13 protein-coding genes are annotated in these 18,234 nt (G+C 36.7%); 12 read left to right on the plus strand and 1 reads right to left on the minus strand.

The window, feature by feature from the left end; all coding sequences use genetic code 11:
* Positions 1 to 33 precede the first annotated feature (33 nt).
* The 12 genes from RBH94_RS08690 (at position 34) to RBH94_RS08745 (ending at position 16,758) form a co-directional block, all read left to right on the plus strand.
* Positions 34 to 873 carry an ATP cone domain-containing protein gene (locus RBH94_RS08690; protein WP_307880557.1) on the plus strand — a complete coding sequence of 280 codons (840 nt, stop codon included), beginning with the start codon at positions 34 to 36 and terminating at the stop codon, positions 871 to 873.
* 2 nt (positions 874 to 875) lie between these two features.
* Positions 876 to 2,264: an MBL fold metallo-hydrolase RNA specificity domain-containing protein gene (locus tag RBH94_RS08695; RefSeq protein ID WP_307883150.1), complete on the plus strand. Its 1,389-nt coding sequence runs from the start codon at positions 876 to 878 to the stop codon at positions 2,262 to 2,264.
* A 54-nt stretch (positions 2,265 to 2,318) separates the two neighbouring features.
* The gene (locus tag RBH94_RS08700) at positions 2,319 to 2,759 is read left to right on the plus strand and encodes a hypothetical protein (protein WP_188224219.1); all 441 of its coding nucleotides are present in this window, start codon (positions 2,319 to 2,321) and stop codon (positions 2,757 to 2,759) included.
* A gap of 156 nt (positions 2,760 to 2,915) precedes the next feature.
* A complete protein-coding gene (locus tag RBH94_RS08705; protein ID WP_307880558.1) occupies positions 2,916 to 4,616 on the plus strand; it encodes a beta-N-acetylhexosaminidase in 1,701 nt (566 codons plus the stop codon).
* 162 nt (positions 4,617 to 4,778) lie between these two features.
* Positions 4,779 to 5,156, plus strand: coding sequence for a hypothetical protein (locus RBH94_RS08710; RefSeq protein ID WP_307880559.1), 378 nt, complete (start codon positions 4,779 to 4,781; stop codon positions 5,154 to 5,156).
* 117 nt (positions 5,157 to 5,273) lie between these two features.
* Positions 5,274 to 8,999, plus strand: coding sequence for an efflux RND transporter permease subunit (locus tag RBH94_RS08715; RefSeq protein WP_307880560.1), 3,726 nt, complete (start codon positions 5,274 to 5,276; stop codon positions 8,997 to 8,999).
* 6 nt (positions 9,000 to 9,005) lie between these two features.
* On the plus strand, positions 9,006 to 10,241 hold the full coding sequence (locus tag RBH94_RS08720; protein ID WP_307880561.1) for a TolC family protein: 1,236 nt from the start codon (positions 9,006 to 9,008) through the stop codon (positions 10,239 to 10,241).
* Between the two features lie 2 nt (positions 10,242 to 10,243).
* The gene (locus tag RBH94_RS08725; protein WP_307880562.1) at positions 10,244 to 10,801 is read left to right on the plus strand and encodes an AraC family transcriptional regulator; all 558 of its coding nucleotides are present in this window, start codon (positions 10,244 to 10,246) and stop codon (positions 10,799 to 10,801) included.
* 77 nt (positions 10,802 to 10,878) lie between these two features.
* On the plus strand, positions 10,879 to 13,377 hold the full coding sequence (locus RBH94_RS08730) for a heavy metal translocating P-type ATPase (RefSeq protein ID WP_307883151.1): 2,499 nt from the start codon (positions 10,879 to 10,881) through the stop codon (positions 13,375 to 13,377).
* Positions 13,378 to 13,380: 3 nt separating this feature from the next.
* Positions 13,381 to 15,102, plus strand: coding sequence for an efflux RND transporter periplasmic adaptor subunit (locus RBH94_RS08735; protein WP_307880563.1), 1,722 nt, complete (start codon positions 13,381 to 13,383; stop codon positions 15,100 to 15,102).
* 35 nt (positions 15,103 to 15,137) lie between these two features.
* Positions 15,138 to 15,578 (plus strand): heavy-metal-associated domain-containing protein, encoded by a 441-nt coding sequence (locus RBH94_RS08740; RefSeq protein WP_307880564.1) that lies wholly within the window; start codon positions 15,138 to 15,140, stop codon positions 15,576 to 15,578.
* Between the two features lie 163 nt (positions 15,579 to 15,741).
* The gene (locus RBH94_RS08745) at positions 15,742 to 16,758 is read left to right on the plus strand and encodes a zinc-binding dehydrogenase (RefSeq protein ID WP_307880565.1); all 1,017 of its coding nucleotides are present in this window, start codon (positions 15,742 to 15,744) and stop codon (positions 16,756 to 16,758) included.
* A 57-nt stretch (positions 16,759 to 16,815) separates the two neighbouring features.
* On the opposite strand, the gene RBH94_RS08750 is transcribed toward RBH94_RS08745, so the two are convergent.
* Complete coding sequence (locus RBH94_RS08750) at positions 16,816 to 18,072, minus strand: glycoside hydrolase family 27 protein (RefSeq protein ID WP_307880566.1); 1,257 nt, start codon at positions 18,070 to 18,072, stop codon at positions 16,816 to 16,818.
* Positions 18,073 to 18,234 lie beyond the last annotated feature (162 nt).

Below are 18,234 nucleotides of genomic sequence, written 5' to 3' on the forward strand. Positions count from 1 at the left end.
TTAAATTTAATAGCTTAAAACAACTATGAAAACATGGAAACTACCGTTGATGTTATAAAATCTTCAGGAGAGAGAGTAAAGTTTTCAATAGATAAATTAAGAAAATCTTTACTGCGAAGTGGAGCAAAACAAGCCACGGTAGATGAGATTGTCGATACTGTAATTAGCGAGTTGTACGATAACATTTCAACAAAAGAAATTTATAATAGAGCCTTCGCATTGCTTAGAAAAGAGAAGAGTTATTTGGCTTCGAAATATAAGTTAAAACGAGCCATTTATGAACTAGGGCCAACTGGGTTTCCGTTCGAACGATTTATAAGTGCCGTTTTAACATATTCAGGGTATAAAACCGAAGTCGATAAAGTACTACAAGGACATTGCATTTCACACGAGGTTGATGTTGTGGCCACAAAAAATAATTTAACAACTATTATCGAGTGTAAGTTTCATAGCGAAAAGACTTTTAAGTGTAATGTAAAAGTGCCTCTTTACATTAATTCCCGTTATAACGATATCAAGGCGCATTGGAACAAAAATTTAAAAAACACCTCAGTTTTAACTGAAGGTTGGGTGGTAACAAATACCAGATTTACTGAAGATGCTCTTAAATATGGAACATGTGTTAATCTATATTTATTAAGTTGGGATCATCCTGTAAGTAATGGGTTGAAGGACAGGATTGATCGTCTCGGATTATACCCAATTACAGTATCTACCTTGTTAACCCAGCGAGAAAAACAGTTTTTATTGAGCCGTGATGTGGTGTTATGCCGGCAATTAGTTGGTGATGCGTTTTATCTCGATCATTTAGGGATTTCAGAGAAAAGAAAAGAAAAAATATTAAACGAAATAAACATGTTATGTCATCATTAATCATGGACGATTCTGTTAAAATAACGTTTTTAGGAGCAGCAGGAACCGTTACAGGCTCTAAATTTTTTATTGAAACAGCTGAAAAAAATATTCTGGTGGATTGCGGAATGTTTCAAGGCTTAAAGGAGCTAAGGTTACAAAACTGGAACGATTTACCTATTGATGTAGGGAAAGTAGATGTTGTTTTGCTCACCCACGGACATTTCGATCATGTGGGCTATTTGCCAAGACTACTAAAACAAGGTTTTCAAGGAACAATTGTTGGCACGGCACCAACTTTATCTATTGCCGAAATTGTATTGTTAGATAGTGCTAAAATTCATGAAGAGGATGCCGAAAAGGCGAATAAAGAAGATTATACCAAACACGATCCGGCATTACCGTTTTATACCAAACTTGATGTAGAACGGACGATTAGAAAATTTCAGGTTGAAATGCCAAACAAGTGGATTTTCCTGTCCGATAACATGTCTTATCGTTTTCAATCTAATGGTCATATTCTGGGGTCAACTTTTATTGAAATAGACATTAACGGTAAGCGTTTTGTGTTCTCAGGTGATGTAGGCCGAATTAATGATTATCTGTTGGAATCTCCTAAAAAGCCGGAATGGGCGGATTATTTATTTGTTGAAAGTACGTATGGAGATAAGTTGCATCCAAAAAATGATGTAGAAGAGGAACTATCAGAAATCATTAATGAAACGATTGATAAACACGGTAATTTAATCATTCCGAGTTTTGCCGTAGAGCGTTTACAAACGTTAGTGTTTTTACTATGGAAATTGTATAAACAAAACAAAATACCAAATATTCCCATTTTTGTCGATAGCCCTATGGGGACTAATGTACTTAAGGTTTTTAAGCAATACAGTAAATGGCATAAGTTATCTGATGCGGAATATGAGGCGATGTGTAATCATGTGAATATTGTTCAGTCTTACAAAGAAACCTGGGAAACTATAGACGACAACCGATCTAAGATAATCATTGCCGGTAGTGGTATGGTAACTGGTGGTCGCGTGTTAACGTATTTGCAGCAACTTATCGATCAACGGTCAACAACCATTTTATTAGTGGGCTATCAGGCCGAAGGAACTCGCGGACGTTTATTAAAAGAAGGAGCGCATGAAATTCGATTCTATGGAAAATATTATCCGGTAAAAGCAACAGTGAAAAGTATTGACAGTTTGTCGGCTCATGCCGATCAGTATGAACTTCTGGATTGGATGAATAATATTATGAATGTTCCTGAAAAGGTGTTTTTAATTCATGGCGAACCTACAGCATTAGATGCGTTACGATTAAAACTTAAAAACACCTTTGGTTGGAATACCACGATTCCAAAATTGTTTGATGAAGAAACAATTAGAATGTATTCCTTTTCAGATTAAGGAAATTAAAGAATTAAACTAAAATTAAATAAGAGAAATAAAACAATATTAAAGATGAAAACACAAGAAGTTAAAGGGTATCGCGTATGGCTAAACTCCGAAAACATGCATGAAAGTTCTCTTAAGTGGATGTCTGAATTAGAATTTGCAAAAGACGAGCAATTGTTTTTTAATGATTTAATCAAGTCGTACACCCTACAGTTAATCGACTCCAAACATTTTGAAGACGGAAAAAAAATGTCGGAGCAAATAAGTAAAATTCATGATGAAATTATCACTTTGTTAGAAGAAGTAAAACGTCATGAAAACGGATTGGAAATTATGGTTGATGGGTTGGATCAATATGAGCAGGAAGAAGCTTATAGAGACGAACACCGCAAACTTATAATTAAAGTAAACGCCTTTTTAGATGAGTACAGAGCACTTAAAAAAGAGTTATTCGAACTTGTTAAAGGTGTTATAAAAGATGGCAAACAAAAACGTTTGCTTGAATAGAGTAATTAGTTGTTTAGAAGGTCTTCAGTTTTAGTTAATTGGAGGCCTTTTTTTATGAAAATACGTCGTTCAATATCAAAATAAAGGCGTCTGTCTAAACTTTTTTCAAAATTGTAAGTATTCAGATACCTTGTCACTCAAACTAAAACATTAAACATGAAACTTCAATTTTCGGTGCCTTTGGTGCTTATTTTCTTAATCTTGTTCAATTCTAATTTGTTTGGACAAACATCTAATGAAACAAGTGATTATCAAATTATACCCAAACCTGCATTTCAGGAAATTCTAAACGGAACGTTTAAAGTTGATAAAAAAACAAAGATTGTTTGCGATAAAGAGCTAACGCAAGAAGCTGATTATTTATCTGGAATGTTAGGTACTGCTTTGGGAAAAACATTGAAAGTAGATTCGAAGGAAGTAAGTGGTGATATTGTGTTAAAATTAGATGATGCAATCGAGAATACCGAAGGTTATGAGTTAAAGGTTAACACCAATGAAATTGTAATTTCCGGAAAAACCAGTACTGGAGTGTTTTATGGTATTCAAACTTTAAAACAGTTAATGCCTGCCGATATTGAAAAGGCAACAAAAATAGGAAGTTCGTTTACAATTCCAGCAGTTATTATAAAAGATGAGCCAAGATTTGTATACAGAGGCATGCATCTTGATGTGGGGCGTCATTTCTTTCCGGTAAGTTTCATTAAACAATACATCGATTTAATTGCGATGCATAAAATGAATACCTTTCATTGGCACTTAACCGAAGATCAAGGGTGGCGTATAGAAATTAAAAAATACCCTAAACTTACAGAAATCGGGGCTTACAGAAATGGAACTATAGTCGGTCACCATCCTGGTACAGAAAACGATCAAAAAGTGTATGGTGGGTTCTATACTCAAGAGGAAATAAAGGAGATTGTTGCATATGCAGGAAGTAAACATGTTACGGTAATTCCTGAAATTGAATTGCCGGGGCATAGCGCCGCTGCCATTGCTGCATATCCTGAATTAAGTTGTTTTCCAGAGGAGCCAACCAATTTAGGAAAAAGCCCAATGTCTGAAAAAAGTAAGGAACTTCAAGCTAACGGAACTGCTAAAGTGGTTTACGAAACCTGGGGTGTAACTGGTGATGTATATTGTGCGGGTAAAGAAAATACGTTCAAGTTTTTAGAAGATGTGCTAGCGGAAGTGTTACCGTTATTTCCTTCTAAATATATCCACATTGGAGGAGATGAATGTCCGAAAGGAAACTGGAAACGTTGTCCGCATTGTCAAAGTAAAATAAAGTCATTAGGCTTACATGACGAACACGAGTTGCAGAGTTATTTCATACAGCGTATCGAAAAATTTGTAAATGCCAAAGGCAAGCAAATTATTGGTTGGGATGAAATTTTAGAAGGCGGTTTGGCTCCAAATGCAACGGTAATGTCATGGCGTGGTACAAAAGGAGGCATTGAGTCGGCAAAGCAACATCACGATGTTATTATGACACCTAATTCCCATTGTTATTTCGATCATTATCAATCTAAAGATAAAGCTAATGAGCCATTGGCTATTGGAGGGTTTACCAATGTTGAAAAGGTGTATTCGTATAATCCGGAGCCGGAAGAATTAACCAAAGAAGAAAAGCAATATATTTTAGGTGCTCAGGCTAATGTTTGGACAGAATACATGGAATCCACCGATTATGTGGAGTATATGATTTTACCTAGAATGACAGCGTTAAGTGAAGTGGTTTGGACAGCACAAGAGCAACGCGATTGGAGCGATTTTAAACTAAGACTTCCAAATCTAATAGAACGGTATAAAGCCATGAATTTAAATTATGCCAAGCATAGTTTAAGTGAAGAAGAATAAGAAAAAGGTTCCTGTTTCAGGAACCTTTTTTGGTTCTGGTGTAAATGATAACTTCAGAGAATTCAAAATCTAAACTTCTGTTAAATAAAACGTTCATAATTAAAATTTTGTAACTTTGCTTTAATCATGAAAACGGTATTTAAAAAAATAATAGCGATCTCTATGGCATTTGTAGTGTTACTTACTACAATGTCGTTTACTGTAGATATGCATTATTGTGGAGATACTTTAGTTGAAATGGCTGTATTTCACAAAGCCAAAGGCTGCGGAATGGAAATGGACACGCCTTCAACTGATGCATGTGCCGTTACAAAGAAAAACTGTTGTGATGATAAACAGTTGATTGTTGAAGGTCAAGATGAACTACAGCAGAATTTTGAAAAATTATCGTTTAACCAACAATTGTTTGTAACCTCTTTTGTTTACACCTTTATCAATCTTTTTGAAGGGGAAGAACAACTTGATAATTCTTTTACGGCTTATAAGCCACCACTCGTTAGCAGGCAAATCTACAAGCTGGTCGAGACCTATTTAATTTGATTTTAGTAAAACGGTTGTAATACTTTTATGTGTTATGACCTTGACGTGTTTTGAGCATTTTTTATAATAGCTCTTTCTTACTATATACACTATTTTAATTACTAAAATTTCAAAACCATGCTGAATAAAAGCATTAAGTTTTTAATAGAAAATAAACTGGTCGCGGTTCTGTTACTCATTCTTTTTATAGGCTGGGGAACAGTAAATGCACCTTTTAACTGGGATACCGGATTTCTTCCAAATAACCCTGTTGCCGTTGATGCCATTCCTGATATAGGTGAAAATCAACAAATTGTTTTTACCAAGTGGGATGGGCGTTCACCACAGGATATTGAAGATCAGATTACCTATCCGTTAACGACATCTTTACTAGGAATTCCTGGAGTGAAAACCATTCGTAGTTCGTCTATGTTCGGGTTTTCAAGTATTTATATCATTTTTGAAGAAGATGTGGAGTTTTACTGGAGTCGAAGTCGTATTCTGGAGAAGTTAAATGCTTTGCCAAGCGGATTACTGCCGGAAGATGTAAGTCCTGCTTTAGGGCCTGATGCCACCGGTTTAGGACAGATATATTGGTATACGCTTGAAGGACGCGATCAGAATGGTAACGTTACTGGAGGCTGGGATTTACAAGAGTTACGTAGTATTCAGGATTATTATGTGAAATATGCTTTGTCATCGGCAAGTGGAGTTTCCGAAGTGGCTTCAATAGGCGGTTATGTTCAGGAATATCAGGTGGATGTCGATCCAGAATTGATGCGTCAATACAATATCGGATTACAGCAAATCGTAAAAGCCGTTAAAGAAAGTAACAGGGATATTGGTGCACAAACACTGGAGATTAACCAAGCTGAATATTTAGTGCGTGGTTTGGGCTATGTGAAGTCTATTGCCGATATCGAAGATGCAGTAGTGACTTCAAAAGATTTTACGCCTATAAAAATAAAGGACGTTGCTAAAGTATCGTTGGGTCCGGCTGCACGTCGTGGTATTTTAGATAAAGAAGGTGCCGAAGTTGTTGGTGGCGTGGTCGTGGCACGATATGGGGCGAACCCAATGGAAGTTATTAACAATGTTAAAGAGAAAATAAACGAGTTAAGTTCGGGGTTGCCTACTAAAGAACTTAGCGAAGGCAGGACATCTCAAGTAACTATTGTACCATTTTACGATAGATCAGAGCTTATTCAAGAAACTTTAGGAACCTTAAACGAAGCGCTGACTTTAGAGATACTCATTACAGTTTTGGTCATTGTGGTAATGGTATTTAACTTAAGAGCGTCGATTCTTATTTCAGGATTATTGCCAGTTGCCGTCCTAATGGTTTTTATTGCCATGAAATTCTTTGGAGTTGATGCCAATATTGTGGCACTTTCTGGTATTGCCATTGCCATCGGGACTATGGTTGATGTAGGTGTGATCCTCTCTGAAAATATCATTCGGCACCTTGATGAAAATGATGGAACACATTCTATAAATACAGTGGTCTATAATGCAACTGCTGAAGTGTCAGGAGCAATTGTAACGGCGGTTATGACAACCATTATCAGTTTTATTCCTGTATTTACGATGATAGGTGCCGAAGGGAAATTATTCCGTCCTTTAGCATTCACAAAAACATTTGCATTAACAGCTTCCATTGTTGTTGCGCTATTTTTAATTCCGCCGTTTGCAGCTTTCATTTTTAAAAAGCATGATATAAAAAAGAAACTTAATTATGGTGTTAATATCATACTGTTTACTGTTGGTATTTTATCAATCGTTAAAGGGTATTGGTTAGGTTTGGTTCTAGTAGGTTTTTCGGCTGTTACTGTAATGAGTTTGTATTTAGGTAAGGAAGAATACGGTACTTCACTTTTAAATAAACAGTTTGTTCTTTCAAAAAACAGTTTAAATATTATTATTTCAGCTTTAGTTATTGTCTTTCTTTTAGCGGAATATTGGCGACCACTGGGGGTTGATAGAAGTATTTTTTGGAATCTCATTTTTGTAGCGATTATCTGTTTCGGTTTGTTAGGTGTTTTTACGCTTTTCAGAATGAATTACACTAAAATATTACGGTGGTGTCTTGATAATAAAGTATTGTTTTTGTCGGTTCCGGCAGCCATTGTAATTGCTGGGTTTTTTATTATGAAAAATACCGGAAAGGAATTCATGCCATCGTTAAATGAAGGTTCGTTTTTATTGATGCCGACATCGATGCCGCACTCCGGTATTGAAGAAAATAAGCGTGTGTTGCAGCAACTCGATATGGCTGTAGCAAATATTCCTGAAATAGAAACTGTGGTCGGGAAAGCGGGAAGAACAGAATCGGCTTTAGATCCTGCGCCATTATCGATGTATGAAAATATTATTCAGTACAAACCAGAGTATATGTTAAATGCTGAAGGTGTGCGTCAGCGCTATAAAGTAAATGAAGATGGTGAGTTTGTATTAAAAAACGGGAAGTCATTGCGAGCTGAAAATATTGAAGCGTGGCAACCTGTAAATACAAAAGAACAACTCATTCCAGATGATGATGGCGAGTTTTTCCGTAACTGGCGTCCCGAAATACAATCACCAGACGATATCTGGAACGAGATTGTAAAAGCAACAAAACTTCCTGGTGTGACTTCAGCACCCAAACTGCAACCTATCGAAACCCGATTAGTGATGTTGCAAACGGGTATGCGTGCTCCAATGGGTATAAAAGTGAAAGGGCAAGATTTAAAACAAATTGAGGCCTTTGGAATGGAGCTTGAAAATGTATTAAAACATGCTGAAGGTGTTAAACAAGAAGCTGTTTTTGCAGATAGAATTGTTGGTAAACCCTATTTGCTAATCGATATTAATCGCGACAAAATTGCACGATATGGTGTGAGTATTGAGCAGGTTCAGAACGTGCTGAAAGTAGCTGTTGGAGGTATGGTGTTAACGCAAACTGTTGAAGGGCGTGAGCGTTATGGTGTTCGGGTGCGTTACCCAAGAGAATTACGTGCTAATCCAACCGATTTAGAGCAAGTGTATATTCCTGTTGAAAAAGGAAGTCCGGTGTCACTTAGTGAATTGGCAACCATTCGTTATGAGCAGGGACCGCAGGTGATTAAAAGTGAAGATACGTTTTTAGTAGGATATGTATTATTCGATAAATTAGATGGTTTTGCTGAGGTTAATGTGGTTGAAAATGCTCAGAAACTCATTAAGGAGAACATTGATTCAGGTGATTTAGTGGTCCCAAAAGGGATTAGTTATCAGTTTACAGGAAGTTATGAAAATCAGCTTAGGGCAGAGAAAACTTTGTCGGTAGTGGTGCCTCTTGCACTAATGATTATTTTCTTAATTCTGTATTTTCAGTTTAGATCGGTAGGGACATCATTAATAGTATTTTCTGGAATTGCCGTAGCCTTTGCTGGTGGATTTATTATGATTTGGTTATACGGACAAAGTTGGTTTTTAAACATATCCTTTTTCGGTGAAAACCTTCGAGAGTTATTCCAAATGCATCCAATCAATTTAAGTGTTGCGGTTTGGGTTGGGTTCATCGCTTTATTTGGAATTGCAACCGACGATGGTGTGGTTATGGCCACCTACTTAACGCAAACATTCGATAGAAACACACCAGAAACTAAAAAGGAAATCAGAGCATCGGTTGTTGAAGCCGGAGAAAAACGGATCAGACCGTGTTTAATGACTACGGCAACTACTATTCTTGCTTTGTTGCCGGTATTAACATCTACGGGTAGAGGTAGTGATATTATGATTCCTATGGCGATTCCAAGTTTTGGAGGGATGCTAATTGCTTTAATCACACTTTTTGTGGTGCCTGTATTATACAGTTGGAAAGCGGAAATGAAAGTAAAAAACTAAAGAAAGATGAAAGTGTATTACAATAATTTTAAAAGATTCTTGGTTCTTGGTTCTTTTTTCTTGAGTCTTTGTTCACATGCTCAGGATTTAGATATTCTGATACATGAAGCAATAAATAATAATCCAGAGCTTCAGAAGTTCGATTTACAATATCAGATGGCTTCCGAAAAGATTAATGAAGTCAATACGGTCCCGAACACCGAATTTGGAGTGGGGTATTTTGTTAGCGAACCGGAAACCCGAACGGGAGCTCAAAAATTTAAAGTATCTGCCAAGCAAATGTTGCCTTGGTTTGGTAATGTAACAGCGAGAGAGCATTACATGGGGGCTATGGCTGATGCCAAGTATGAAGATTATGTGATTGCCAAACGCAAACTTATGGCGTCGGTATCACAATCGTATTACGAATTGTACACCATTCAGTCTAAACAGCAAGTATTAACAGAAAATATAAAGCTGTTGAAAACCTACGAAACGATGGCGCTGACTTCAGTTGAAGTTGGAAAAGCATCAGCGGTAAGTGTATTGCGATTACAAATGCGTCAAAACGATTTACAACAGTTAAAAGACGTGTTGTCTCAGCAGTTTTTGGCTGAGCAAACTAAGTTGAACAAGTTGTTGAATCGAGATAAAAACACAGGAATTCAGGTAATTCAGGATTTAGAAATACCAAGTGAAGATATTGATGGTACTTTAGAACGCTTAGAAGTACACCCTGAGTTGATAAAGTACGATAAGTTATTTCATTCGGTTGAACAATCGGAGTTGTTAAATCAAAAAGAAAGTAGCCCGATGATAGGTTTTGGTTTAGATTATATTAATGTTGAAAAGCGTCCGAATATGAATTTTTCCGATAACGGAAAAGACATTATCATGCCTATGGTTTCGGTATCGATCCCCATTTTTAATAACAAATACAAATCACAAACCAAACAGAATGAATTGCAACAGCAGGAACTGGTATATCAAAAACAGGAGCGTTACAATACTTTAGAAACTACATTGGATAAGGCTATAAAAGACAGAACTGCGGCGCGTATTAGTTTTAACACGCAAACCAAAAATTTGAAACAAGCCAAAGACGCCGAAAGTATTTTGATTAAAAGTTACGAAACAGGAACCATAAACTTTAACGATGTTCTGGATATTCAGGAATTGCAGTTAAAATTTCAAATGAACCAAATTGAAGCTGTAAAAGCCTATTATATGCAGTCTACCATCATTAATTATTTAATTCAGTAGTTATGTCGCATACATTAATGATAAAGAATATGGTTTGCGATCGTTGTAAAATGACGGTTTTAAAAGTGTTGAAAGATTTGCGTTTTGAGGTACAGTCGGTTGAATTAGGAAAAGTCGTGGTAGCTGAAAATAAAGATTATAATTATACCGATTTGGAAATTGAGTTAAACGAATTAGGTTTTGAGCTTATTAAAGAAACAACCGAAGCGATAATAGAGCAGATAAAAATAGCTTTAATAGAAGACATTGAAAAAGGAGATGCCGATGTGATCCTTTCGGAAGTTGCTAAAAAGCTTGGGAAGAATTATTCAGCTTTAAGCAAGACTTTCAGTAAGCATGAAGGCATCACGCTTGAGAAGTATCTGATAAATTTAAAGATTGAAAAGGTTAAGGAGTATATTCAGTTACAACAGCTTAATTTTTCTGAAATCGCTTATAGTCTTAATTATAAAAACAGTAGCCATTTGGCGAAGCAATTTAAAAGTGTGACTGGCATGTCGATGACGGATTATAAAAACCTTCAGAATTGGGAAAGAAAATCGATAGACCAAATTGTATAAAGATTAACCATAATTAGGAAAACCGAAATTTGAAGGTTGCGGTAATTTTGAATGGTAAATTTTAAAATGAGAAAATGATGAAACATACATATCACATACACGGTATGACTTGTAATGGCTGTCGCGGTCATGTTGAAAACACGCTTGCTAAAATGGAAGGTGTTTCCCATGTATCGGTCGATTTAGCAAAAGCAGAAGCCGAGATAGAGATGGCAAAACATATTCCTATTGAAACCTTTCAGCTAGCATTAAAAAATGATTGCGGACGTTACAGCATCCATATGCCAGGACATCACCATCATGAAGAACCTAAAAAAGAAGAAAAGCCTAAAGGAAAAGGTACAGGAACTTACTATTGCCCGATGCATTGTGAGGGCGATAAAACCTATGATAAACCTGGGGATTGTCCGGTTTGTGGTATGGGTTTAGTGGAAGAACAAAACCTATCGACAGAAACATCAGAACAATGGACTTGCCCGATGCATCCTGAAATTGTAGAAAAGGAAAGTGGTTCATGTCCTATTTGCGGTATGGATCTCGTGCCTTTAAAACCGGAACTTTCAGCAGAAGAGAAAATATATAAGTCGTTATTAAAAAAGTTTTGGATAGCTACGGCGTTTACCCTCCCCATTTTTTTAATCGCCATGAGCGAAATGCTGAATCATAACCCGTTGTACGACATTATGGAGCAAAAATATTGGAATATGGTACAGTTTGTATTGTCTATTCCAGTGGTATTTTATGCGGCTTGGATGTTTTTCGAGCGTGCTTACCGCAGCATCAAAACTTGGAACTTGAATATGTTTACCTTAATTGGTATAGGTGCCGGTGTGGCCTGGGTTTTTAGCGTAGTTGCTATGTTGTTTCCAAATGTGTTTCCAGCACAGTTTAAAGCAGAATCAGGAGCAGTGCATGTGTATTTCGAGGCGGCAACCGTTATTTTAACTCTGGTGCTTTTGGGGCAGTTGCTGGAAGCGCGCGCGCATAGTAAAACGAATTCAGCGGTTAAGGAATTGTTGAAATTGGCACCAAATAAAGCCATTAAAATGGTTGAAGGCGAAGAGGTTGAAGTTGGCATAGACAAGATACAGATACACGATATACTAAAAGTAAAACCCGGCGATAAAATTCCGGTAGATGGTGTTGTGACAGAAGGCAATTCGAGTGTTGATGAATCGATGATTACGGGGGAACCTGTGCCTGTAGACAAGCAGGAAGGCGATAAGGTAAGTAGCGGTACCATCAACGGCAATCAGTCGTTTTTAATGAAAGCTGAAAAAGTAGGTAGCGATACCCTGTTGTCACAAATTATTCATATGGTAAATGATGCCAGTCGTAGTCGTGCGCCTATTCAGAATTTAGCCGATAAAGTATCTGCTTATTTTGTGCCTATTGTGGTTATTATTTCAGTAATCACATTTGTCGTTTGGGCTATTTGGGGACCAGAGCCTGCTTACGTTTTTGCTTTGGTTAATGCTATTGCCGTGTTAATTATTGCTTGTCCTTGTGCTTTAGGTTTAGCTACTCCAATGTCGGTTATGGTGGGTGTTGGTCGTGGTGCGCAGCATGGTGTACTTATTAAAAATGCGAAGGCCTTAGAGTTGATGAATAAAGTCGATGCTTTAATTATTGATAAAACCGGAACAATCACAGAAGGAAAACCTAGTGTTGAAAAAATTGGAGTTTTTGGAGAGAAGATGACTGAACAGGAGGTTTTGCAGTACATTGTTTCTTTGAATATGAATAGTGAACATCCATTAGCTGAGGCAACGGTGAAGTATGGTAAAGCGCATCAGACTAAAATTCTTAAATCGGAGCAATTTAATGCCGTTACAGGAAAAGGTGTTGAAGCTGTTGTTGAAGGTAATAAAGTAGCCTTGGGTAATCCTAAAATGATGGAGTTTGTTAAAGCTGAAATCAATAAAGAAAAAGAAGCTGAAGTAAATCAATTTCAGAAGCAAGGTAAAACAGTATCTTACATAGCTATAGAGAATGAAATTGTTGGTTATGTTGTGATTGGTGATAAAATAAAAGAAACCAGTAAGGCCGCGATTAAAGAGTTAAAAAATAAAGGGGTCGATGTGATTATGCTAACAGGTGATAATCACGATACCGCTCAAGCCGTGGCTTCAGAATTAAATCTGGCGGAGTTTAAAGCCGGGATGTTACCAGAAGATAAATTAAAAGAAGTAGAACAGCTTCAAAATGAGGGTAGAATTGTGGCTGTCGCTGGCGATGGCATTAACGATGCGCCTGCTTTGGCTAAAAGTAATGTAGGTATTGCCATGGGAACTGGAACCGATGTCGCTATTGAAAGTGCGATGATAACCTTAGTAAAAAGTGATTTGCAAGGCATCGTTAAAGCACGTCATTTAAGTCATGCGGTGATGAAAAACATTAAGCAAAACCTATTTTTTGCTTTGGTTTACAACACGCTCGGGGTACCGGTAGCTGCCGGGGTGTTGTTTCCGTTTTTTGGCATATTATTATCTCCCATGATAGCGGCCTTAGCTATGAGTTTTAGTTCGGTGTCGGTTATTACGAATGCATTAAGATTGAGAAAATTTAAAATATAGACAATGAAAAAATATATCATTTACGTTGCAGTTTTAGGCTTAGGCCTATTGTTAGGTTGGTTGTTGTTTGGAGGCGCGTCTTCTCAAGAAACAGAACATAATCATGAAGCGGAAACTTCGATAACGCAAATGTGGACCTGCTCCATGCATCCTCAAATTATGCAGCCTGAACCGGGAGATTGTCCTATTTGTGGTATGGATTTAATTCCAGCTGAGGCAGGAGCAACAGGTTTAACGGCAGATCAGTTTAAGCTAACTGAAAACGCCATGGCTTTGGCTAATATTCAAACGACCATTGTGGGGAATAATGAGTCAGAGAATCACGGAATAACGTTATCAGGTAAAATAGCAGAAAATGAAAGTGCAAATGCTGTTCAGGTAAGTTATGTATCGGGTCGAATAGAGCACTTGAATGTGAGTTTTACTGGTGAAGATGTTCGAAAAGGACAACTGTTGGCTACCGTTTATTCACCAGAATTGTATGCAGCACAGCAGGAATTGTTAACCGCGGTGTCGTTAAAGGAATCTCAACCCGAGTTGTATCAGGCGGTTCGCAACAAATTAAAGTTATGGAAGTTGTCCGATAGTCAAATTAATCAGATTGAAACCACCGGAAAGGTAAAGGAAAAACTTCCTGTGTATGCCACAGTATCGGGTGTGGTAACTCAAAAATTAATTAATGAAGGTGATTATATTAAACAAGGTCAGCCACTTTTAAAAATTGCCAATTTAGAAACTGTTTGGGCTAATTTCGATGTGTATGAAAATCAGATTTCACAGTTTAAAATAGGTCAGGCTATTGATGTTTCAGCGAAAGCTTATCCGGGAAAAGTATTTAATGGTACCGTCGATTTTATAGATCCTGTATTAAACCCGAATACCAGAACGGTTAATTTACGCGTAGTGCTTAATAATACTAAAGGAGAATTCAAGCCAGGCATGTTTGTGGAAGCAGAATTAAAAGGAGTGAATGCTAAGAATAAAGAGATTTTAACAGTTCCGTCAACAGCCGTTTTGTGGACAGGACAACGTTCGGTTGTTTACCTAAAATCAAGCAAAACAGAACCCGTGTTTGAAATGCGTGAAGTGACTTTAGGAGGAAGACTAGGAGATACTTATCAGGTTTTAGAAGGTTTAAATGCTGGCGATGAAATTGTAACTAACGGAACGTTTACTGTAGATGCAGCAGCACAATTACAAGGTAAAAAATCGATGATGAATCATGCTAAGGAAGAGGCTATGGAGTCTGATGAATTAAAAACGAATAGATTAACGGTTTCAAAAGAGTTTCAGCAGCAGCTAAAATCAGTGTATGATGAGTACATCGCTTTAAAAGATGCTTTGGTTGAAGGATATTCAGAAGAGGCTTCAGAGGCATCTCAAAGTTTGGAAAAAAGCCTGCCGAAAGTCGATATGAAATTGTTGAAAGAGAATGAAGCACATATGCGATGGATGACTCAATTAAAGAAGATAGAAAGTAATTCAGCTTCAATTTCAAAGTCTTCTAAAATTGAAGAACAAAGGCAGCATTTTAAAGGGCTGTCGGATGCATTAATAGCAGCGATACAATCGTTTGGGGTTAATGAAAAAGTATTTTTAGAGTATTGTCCAATGGCTAATGACAATCAAGGAGCGTTTTGGTTAAGTAAAGAAGAAAAAGTCTTGAATCCATATTTTGGAGATGCTATGTTAACCTGTGGAGAAGTAAAACAAATAATAGAATAATCAAATAAATTAAAAATCAATAAATGTATTAAGAGATGAAAAAAGTAATTTTAAGTGTAGCGGTTATTGCCGTATTAGGATTTGTAAGTTGTAAGAACGACACCAAAAAAGAAGCGGAAACAACACAAACAGAAGGAGCTAGCGAAGTAGCTTTAACCGAGCTGTCTTTTGGAGTTCGTGGTAATTGCGGCATGTGTAAAAACACCATTGAAAAGGCTGCAAACGCTGTTGATGGTGTGACTAAAGCCGACTGGGATGTTGATAAAAAGAAAATTGATGTCGCTTTTGATGGATCAAAAACTGATGCTATGAGTATTCATAAAGCGATTGCTGCTTCGGGGTACGATACCGAAAAGGTTGCAGGAAGCGAAGAAGCTTACAAAAATTTACCAGGATGTTGTCAGTACGATCATACTATGGAAATGAATCAGTCTGGTGAAATTAAGGCTGAAGATCATGGAGAACATCACATGTAAAGTAAGTTACTTTTATTAAAAGTAACTTATGTTTACTTTAATGTTGGTAAATTGTTAATTTTTGAAGGGTATTTTTGAGATACACTTAATTTTTTTCAAATTTGTAAGTAGAATTATATTAAAAATATAAATTCTGAACTAAAGTAACATACGTATAAAGATTATGAAAGAGAAAAATCCATCAGGTGTATTTCAGGGTATCCATGAAATAAAAGTAGAAGAAAGAGAATTACCAATTTTAACTAACGATAGTGTTATCCTTAAAGTCGAAGCAACAGGTATTTGTGGAACAGACTTACATATTTATCATGAGGGTTTAGTGCCTTCGGGTTCTGTTTTAGGACACGAGTTTTGCGGAGAACTTGTTGAAGTTGGCGAGGCTGTTGAAAATTTAAAAGTTGGTGACCGTGTAGTAGTTAACCCGATGTATAACGGAATTGGCTTAGGTATAAGCGCCGGTGGATTTGCCAAACAAGTAAAAGTTGATCAAGCTTTATTAGGAAAAAATATTCATAAAATATCTGATAAAATTACCAGTGATAAAGGAGCGCTTTTAGAGCCGTTAACTGTAGGTTTGGCAGCGATTAATAAAACGCATTTAACGTCATCAGATAATGTGTTGGTGTCAGGTTGCGGAACTATTGGTTTGGTTACTATTGCTGCTTTAAAAAGTAAAGGTATTGAGAATATTATCGCGACCGATATCAGTGAAAAGCGTTTAGAGTTGGCAAAAACTTTAGGGGCCAAGTTTACGTTTAATCCAACTAAGGATGGCGATTTAAAAGACTTTATTGTTGAGCAATATGGAGAGGTTGATGCACTTGATTATTCAGGTAAAGTACCAAATTTAACGTCTGTTTTTGAATGTACAGGAGTAAGCTCTCTTTTTGCACAATGCCTTGAGCTTTTAGCGCCAGATGGGAAAATGACAGTTTTAGCTATTTATAGCAAGGAAACAACAGTGAATCCTAATTTGGTGGTCTACAAACGTTTGAATGTACAAGGATCTTTATTTTATACAGATGAAGATTTTGCAGAAGCGATTGCGTTGGTTGAAAGTGGTAAGGTTGATGTAACTCCAATTATTACACACCGTTTTCCATTAGATGAATTGCCAAAGGCTTTCGAAGTTCAGGCAGATAGTAGTCAATCGGTAAAAGTGGTTGTAAACTGCAATTAATATTCAGTTTGAAAATATTAAAAAAGGCTTGGTTTATCCAAGCCTTTTTTGTGTCTGTTAATTTTGTTTTTTGCCTTTATATTGAAAAACGTTGTACGGAATGGGTGTTCCAGTAATTTTTAAAACAACAACCCCATGAGGAGCAACCGATTTAGTTATACTAGGCTCTTTTGAAGTTGGCAGAACCGCTTTGGACCACAAATCTTTAGTGTCATAACCTTCCGAAGCCTTAACTCCAATATCTTTTAAATTAAAGCTAATATTTTGTTGTTCGTCCGTTCGGTTTAATAAAGCCACCGCTACAATACCACTCATTGTTGAAGTTACTGGTTTCGCCCAGATTTCAGTTTCACCATAGTCAACTACTCTTCTGGCTTGGTAAACAAACGTACTTTGATTTAATTCAATAAGTTCTTCGTTGGTTATGATTTCTTTGGTTTCTTCCGATACTGTGGTTAAGTCATTACCTAATAAAAGAGGCGAATGCATTAAACACCACATCGAGAACTGGGTTTTATCTTCTTCGTAAGTCATACCACGTCCCACCTGAAGCATATCCATATCGTTATAATGTCCGTAGGAACTGTAAGGCCATAAGTCGGCATTGGCGTCGATGGTTTTTAAAGCCGATTCAAAAGTATCTGCTAGGTCACCATTTATTCGCCAGGAATTAGCGACTTGTGTTACCCATTTGCCAGGGAATTTCCAACGGCAAACATTATAAATTACAGATGGTTTTATGGATTTGGCTAGTCTGCCAATTTCAGTATATCTCGATTCTTCATCAAGTCCTAACCATTCACCACCACACCAGTCTATTTTTATAAAATCGAAATCCCATTCTTTCAGAAATAGGTTTAAATCTTGTTTGTCATGACCGTATAACCCCATACCAACACCAATAGTGTCTTTGTCCCAGTAGGAGGCGCAGGTGTTAATACCAGCATCAGAATAGATGCCAGCTTTTAATCCTTTAGAGTGAATATAATCCGCTATGGCCTTCATGCCATTAGGAAAACGAGTTTCATGAGATCTTATTTTTCCGTTTTCATCTCTTCCTCCAAAATACCCATCGTCTATGTTTAAATACGTGTAGCCATAATCATTTAATTTTTGATTAACCAAAGCATCAGCCTGACTTTTTATGATGTTTTCATTTATGTTTACCCGGTAGTTATTCCACGAAGCCCAGCCCATTAATGGAGGATGGAGTGTGTTATTTTCATGTGGCTTTTCGTAGGTGTTTGGAGTTTTACATGAAATGCTGATTAAGTTTAAAAGAAGGGTGTAGAATAGAAGTTTTAATAGATTCATTTATGTGAATTGTAATGTTGGTATAGATTGAAAAACGATAAATATAATTTAATTATTCGTACTGTTAATACGCAGAAAACTTAGCTTACCCTTGTTTGGTATTAGATAGAAATAATAAAAAATGAATATTAAACTTGGGGATTAGTTAATGAAGTAAAAAGT

Source organism: Aestuariibaculum sp. YM273 (assembly GCF_030908365.1).
In the GTDB taxonomy this organism is placed as follows: Bacteria; Bacteroidota; Bacteroidia; order Flavobacteriales; family Flavobacteriaceae; genus Aestuariibaculum; species Aestuariibaculum marinum.

What these genes read in the sequence shown, in the direction of transcription:
- RBH94_RS08690 (WP_307880557.1), top strand. Translation starts at nt 34, where the DNA reads ATGGAAACTACCGTTGATGTTATAAAATCTTCAGGAGAGAGAGTAAAG.
- RBH94_RS08695 (WP_307883150.1), top strand. Translation starts at nt 876, where the DNA reads ATGGACGATTCTGTTAAAATAACGTTTTTAGGAGCAGCAGGAACCGTT.
- RBH94_RS08700 (WP_188224219.1), top strand. Translation starts at nt 2,319, where the DNA reads ATGAAAACACAAGAAGTTAAAGGGTATCGCGTATGGCTAAACTCCGAA.
- RBH94_RS08705 (WP_307880558.1), top strand. Translation starts at nt 2,916, where the DNA reads ATGAAACTTCAATTTTCGGTGCCTTTGGTGCTTATTTTCTTAATCTTG.
- RBH94_RS08710 (WP_307880559.1), top strand. Translation starts at nt 4,779, where the DNA reads ATGGCATTTGTAGTGTTACTTACTACAATGTCGTTTACTGTAGATATG.
- RBH94_RS08715 (WP_307880560.1), top strand. Translation starts at nt 5,274, where the DNA reads ATGCTGAATAAAAGCATTAAGTTTTTAATAGAAAATAAACTGGTCGCG.
- RBH94_RS08720 (WP_307880561.1), top strand. Translation starts at nt 9,006, where the DNA reads ATGAAAGTGTATTACAATAATTTTAAAAGATTCTTGGTTCTTGGTTCT.
- RBH94_RS08725 (WP_307880562.1), top strand. Translation starts at nt 10,244, where the DNA reads ATGTCGCATACATTAATGATAAAGAATATGGTTTGCGATCGTTGTAAA.
- RBH94_RS08730 (WP_307883151.1), top strand. Translation starts at nt 10,879, where the DNA reads ATGAAACATACATATCACATACACGGTATGACTTGTAATGGCTGTCGC.
- RBH94_RS08735 (WP_307880563.1), top strand. Translation starts at nt 13,381, where the DNA reads ATGAAAAAATATATCATTTACGTTGCAGTTTTAGGCTTAGGCCTATTG.
- RBH94_RS08740 (WP_307880564.1), top strand. Translation starts at nt 15,138, where the DNA reads ATGAAAAAAGTAATTTTAAGTGTAGCGGTTATTGCCGTATTAGGATTT.
- RBH94_RS08745 (WP_307880565.1), top strand. Translation starts at nt 15,742, where the DNA reads ATGAAAGAGAAAAATCCATCAGGTGTATTTCAGGGTATCCATGAAATA.
- RBH94_RS08750 (WP_307880566.1), bottom strand. Translation starts at nt 18,072, where the DNA reads ATGAATCTATTAAAACTTCTATTCTACACCCTTCTTTTAAACTTAATC.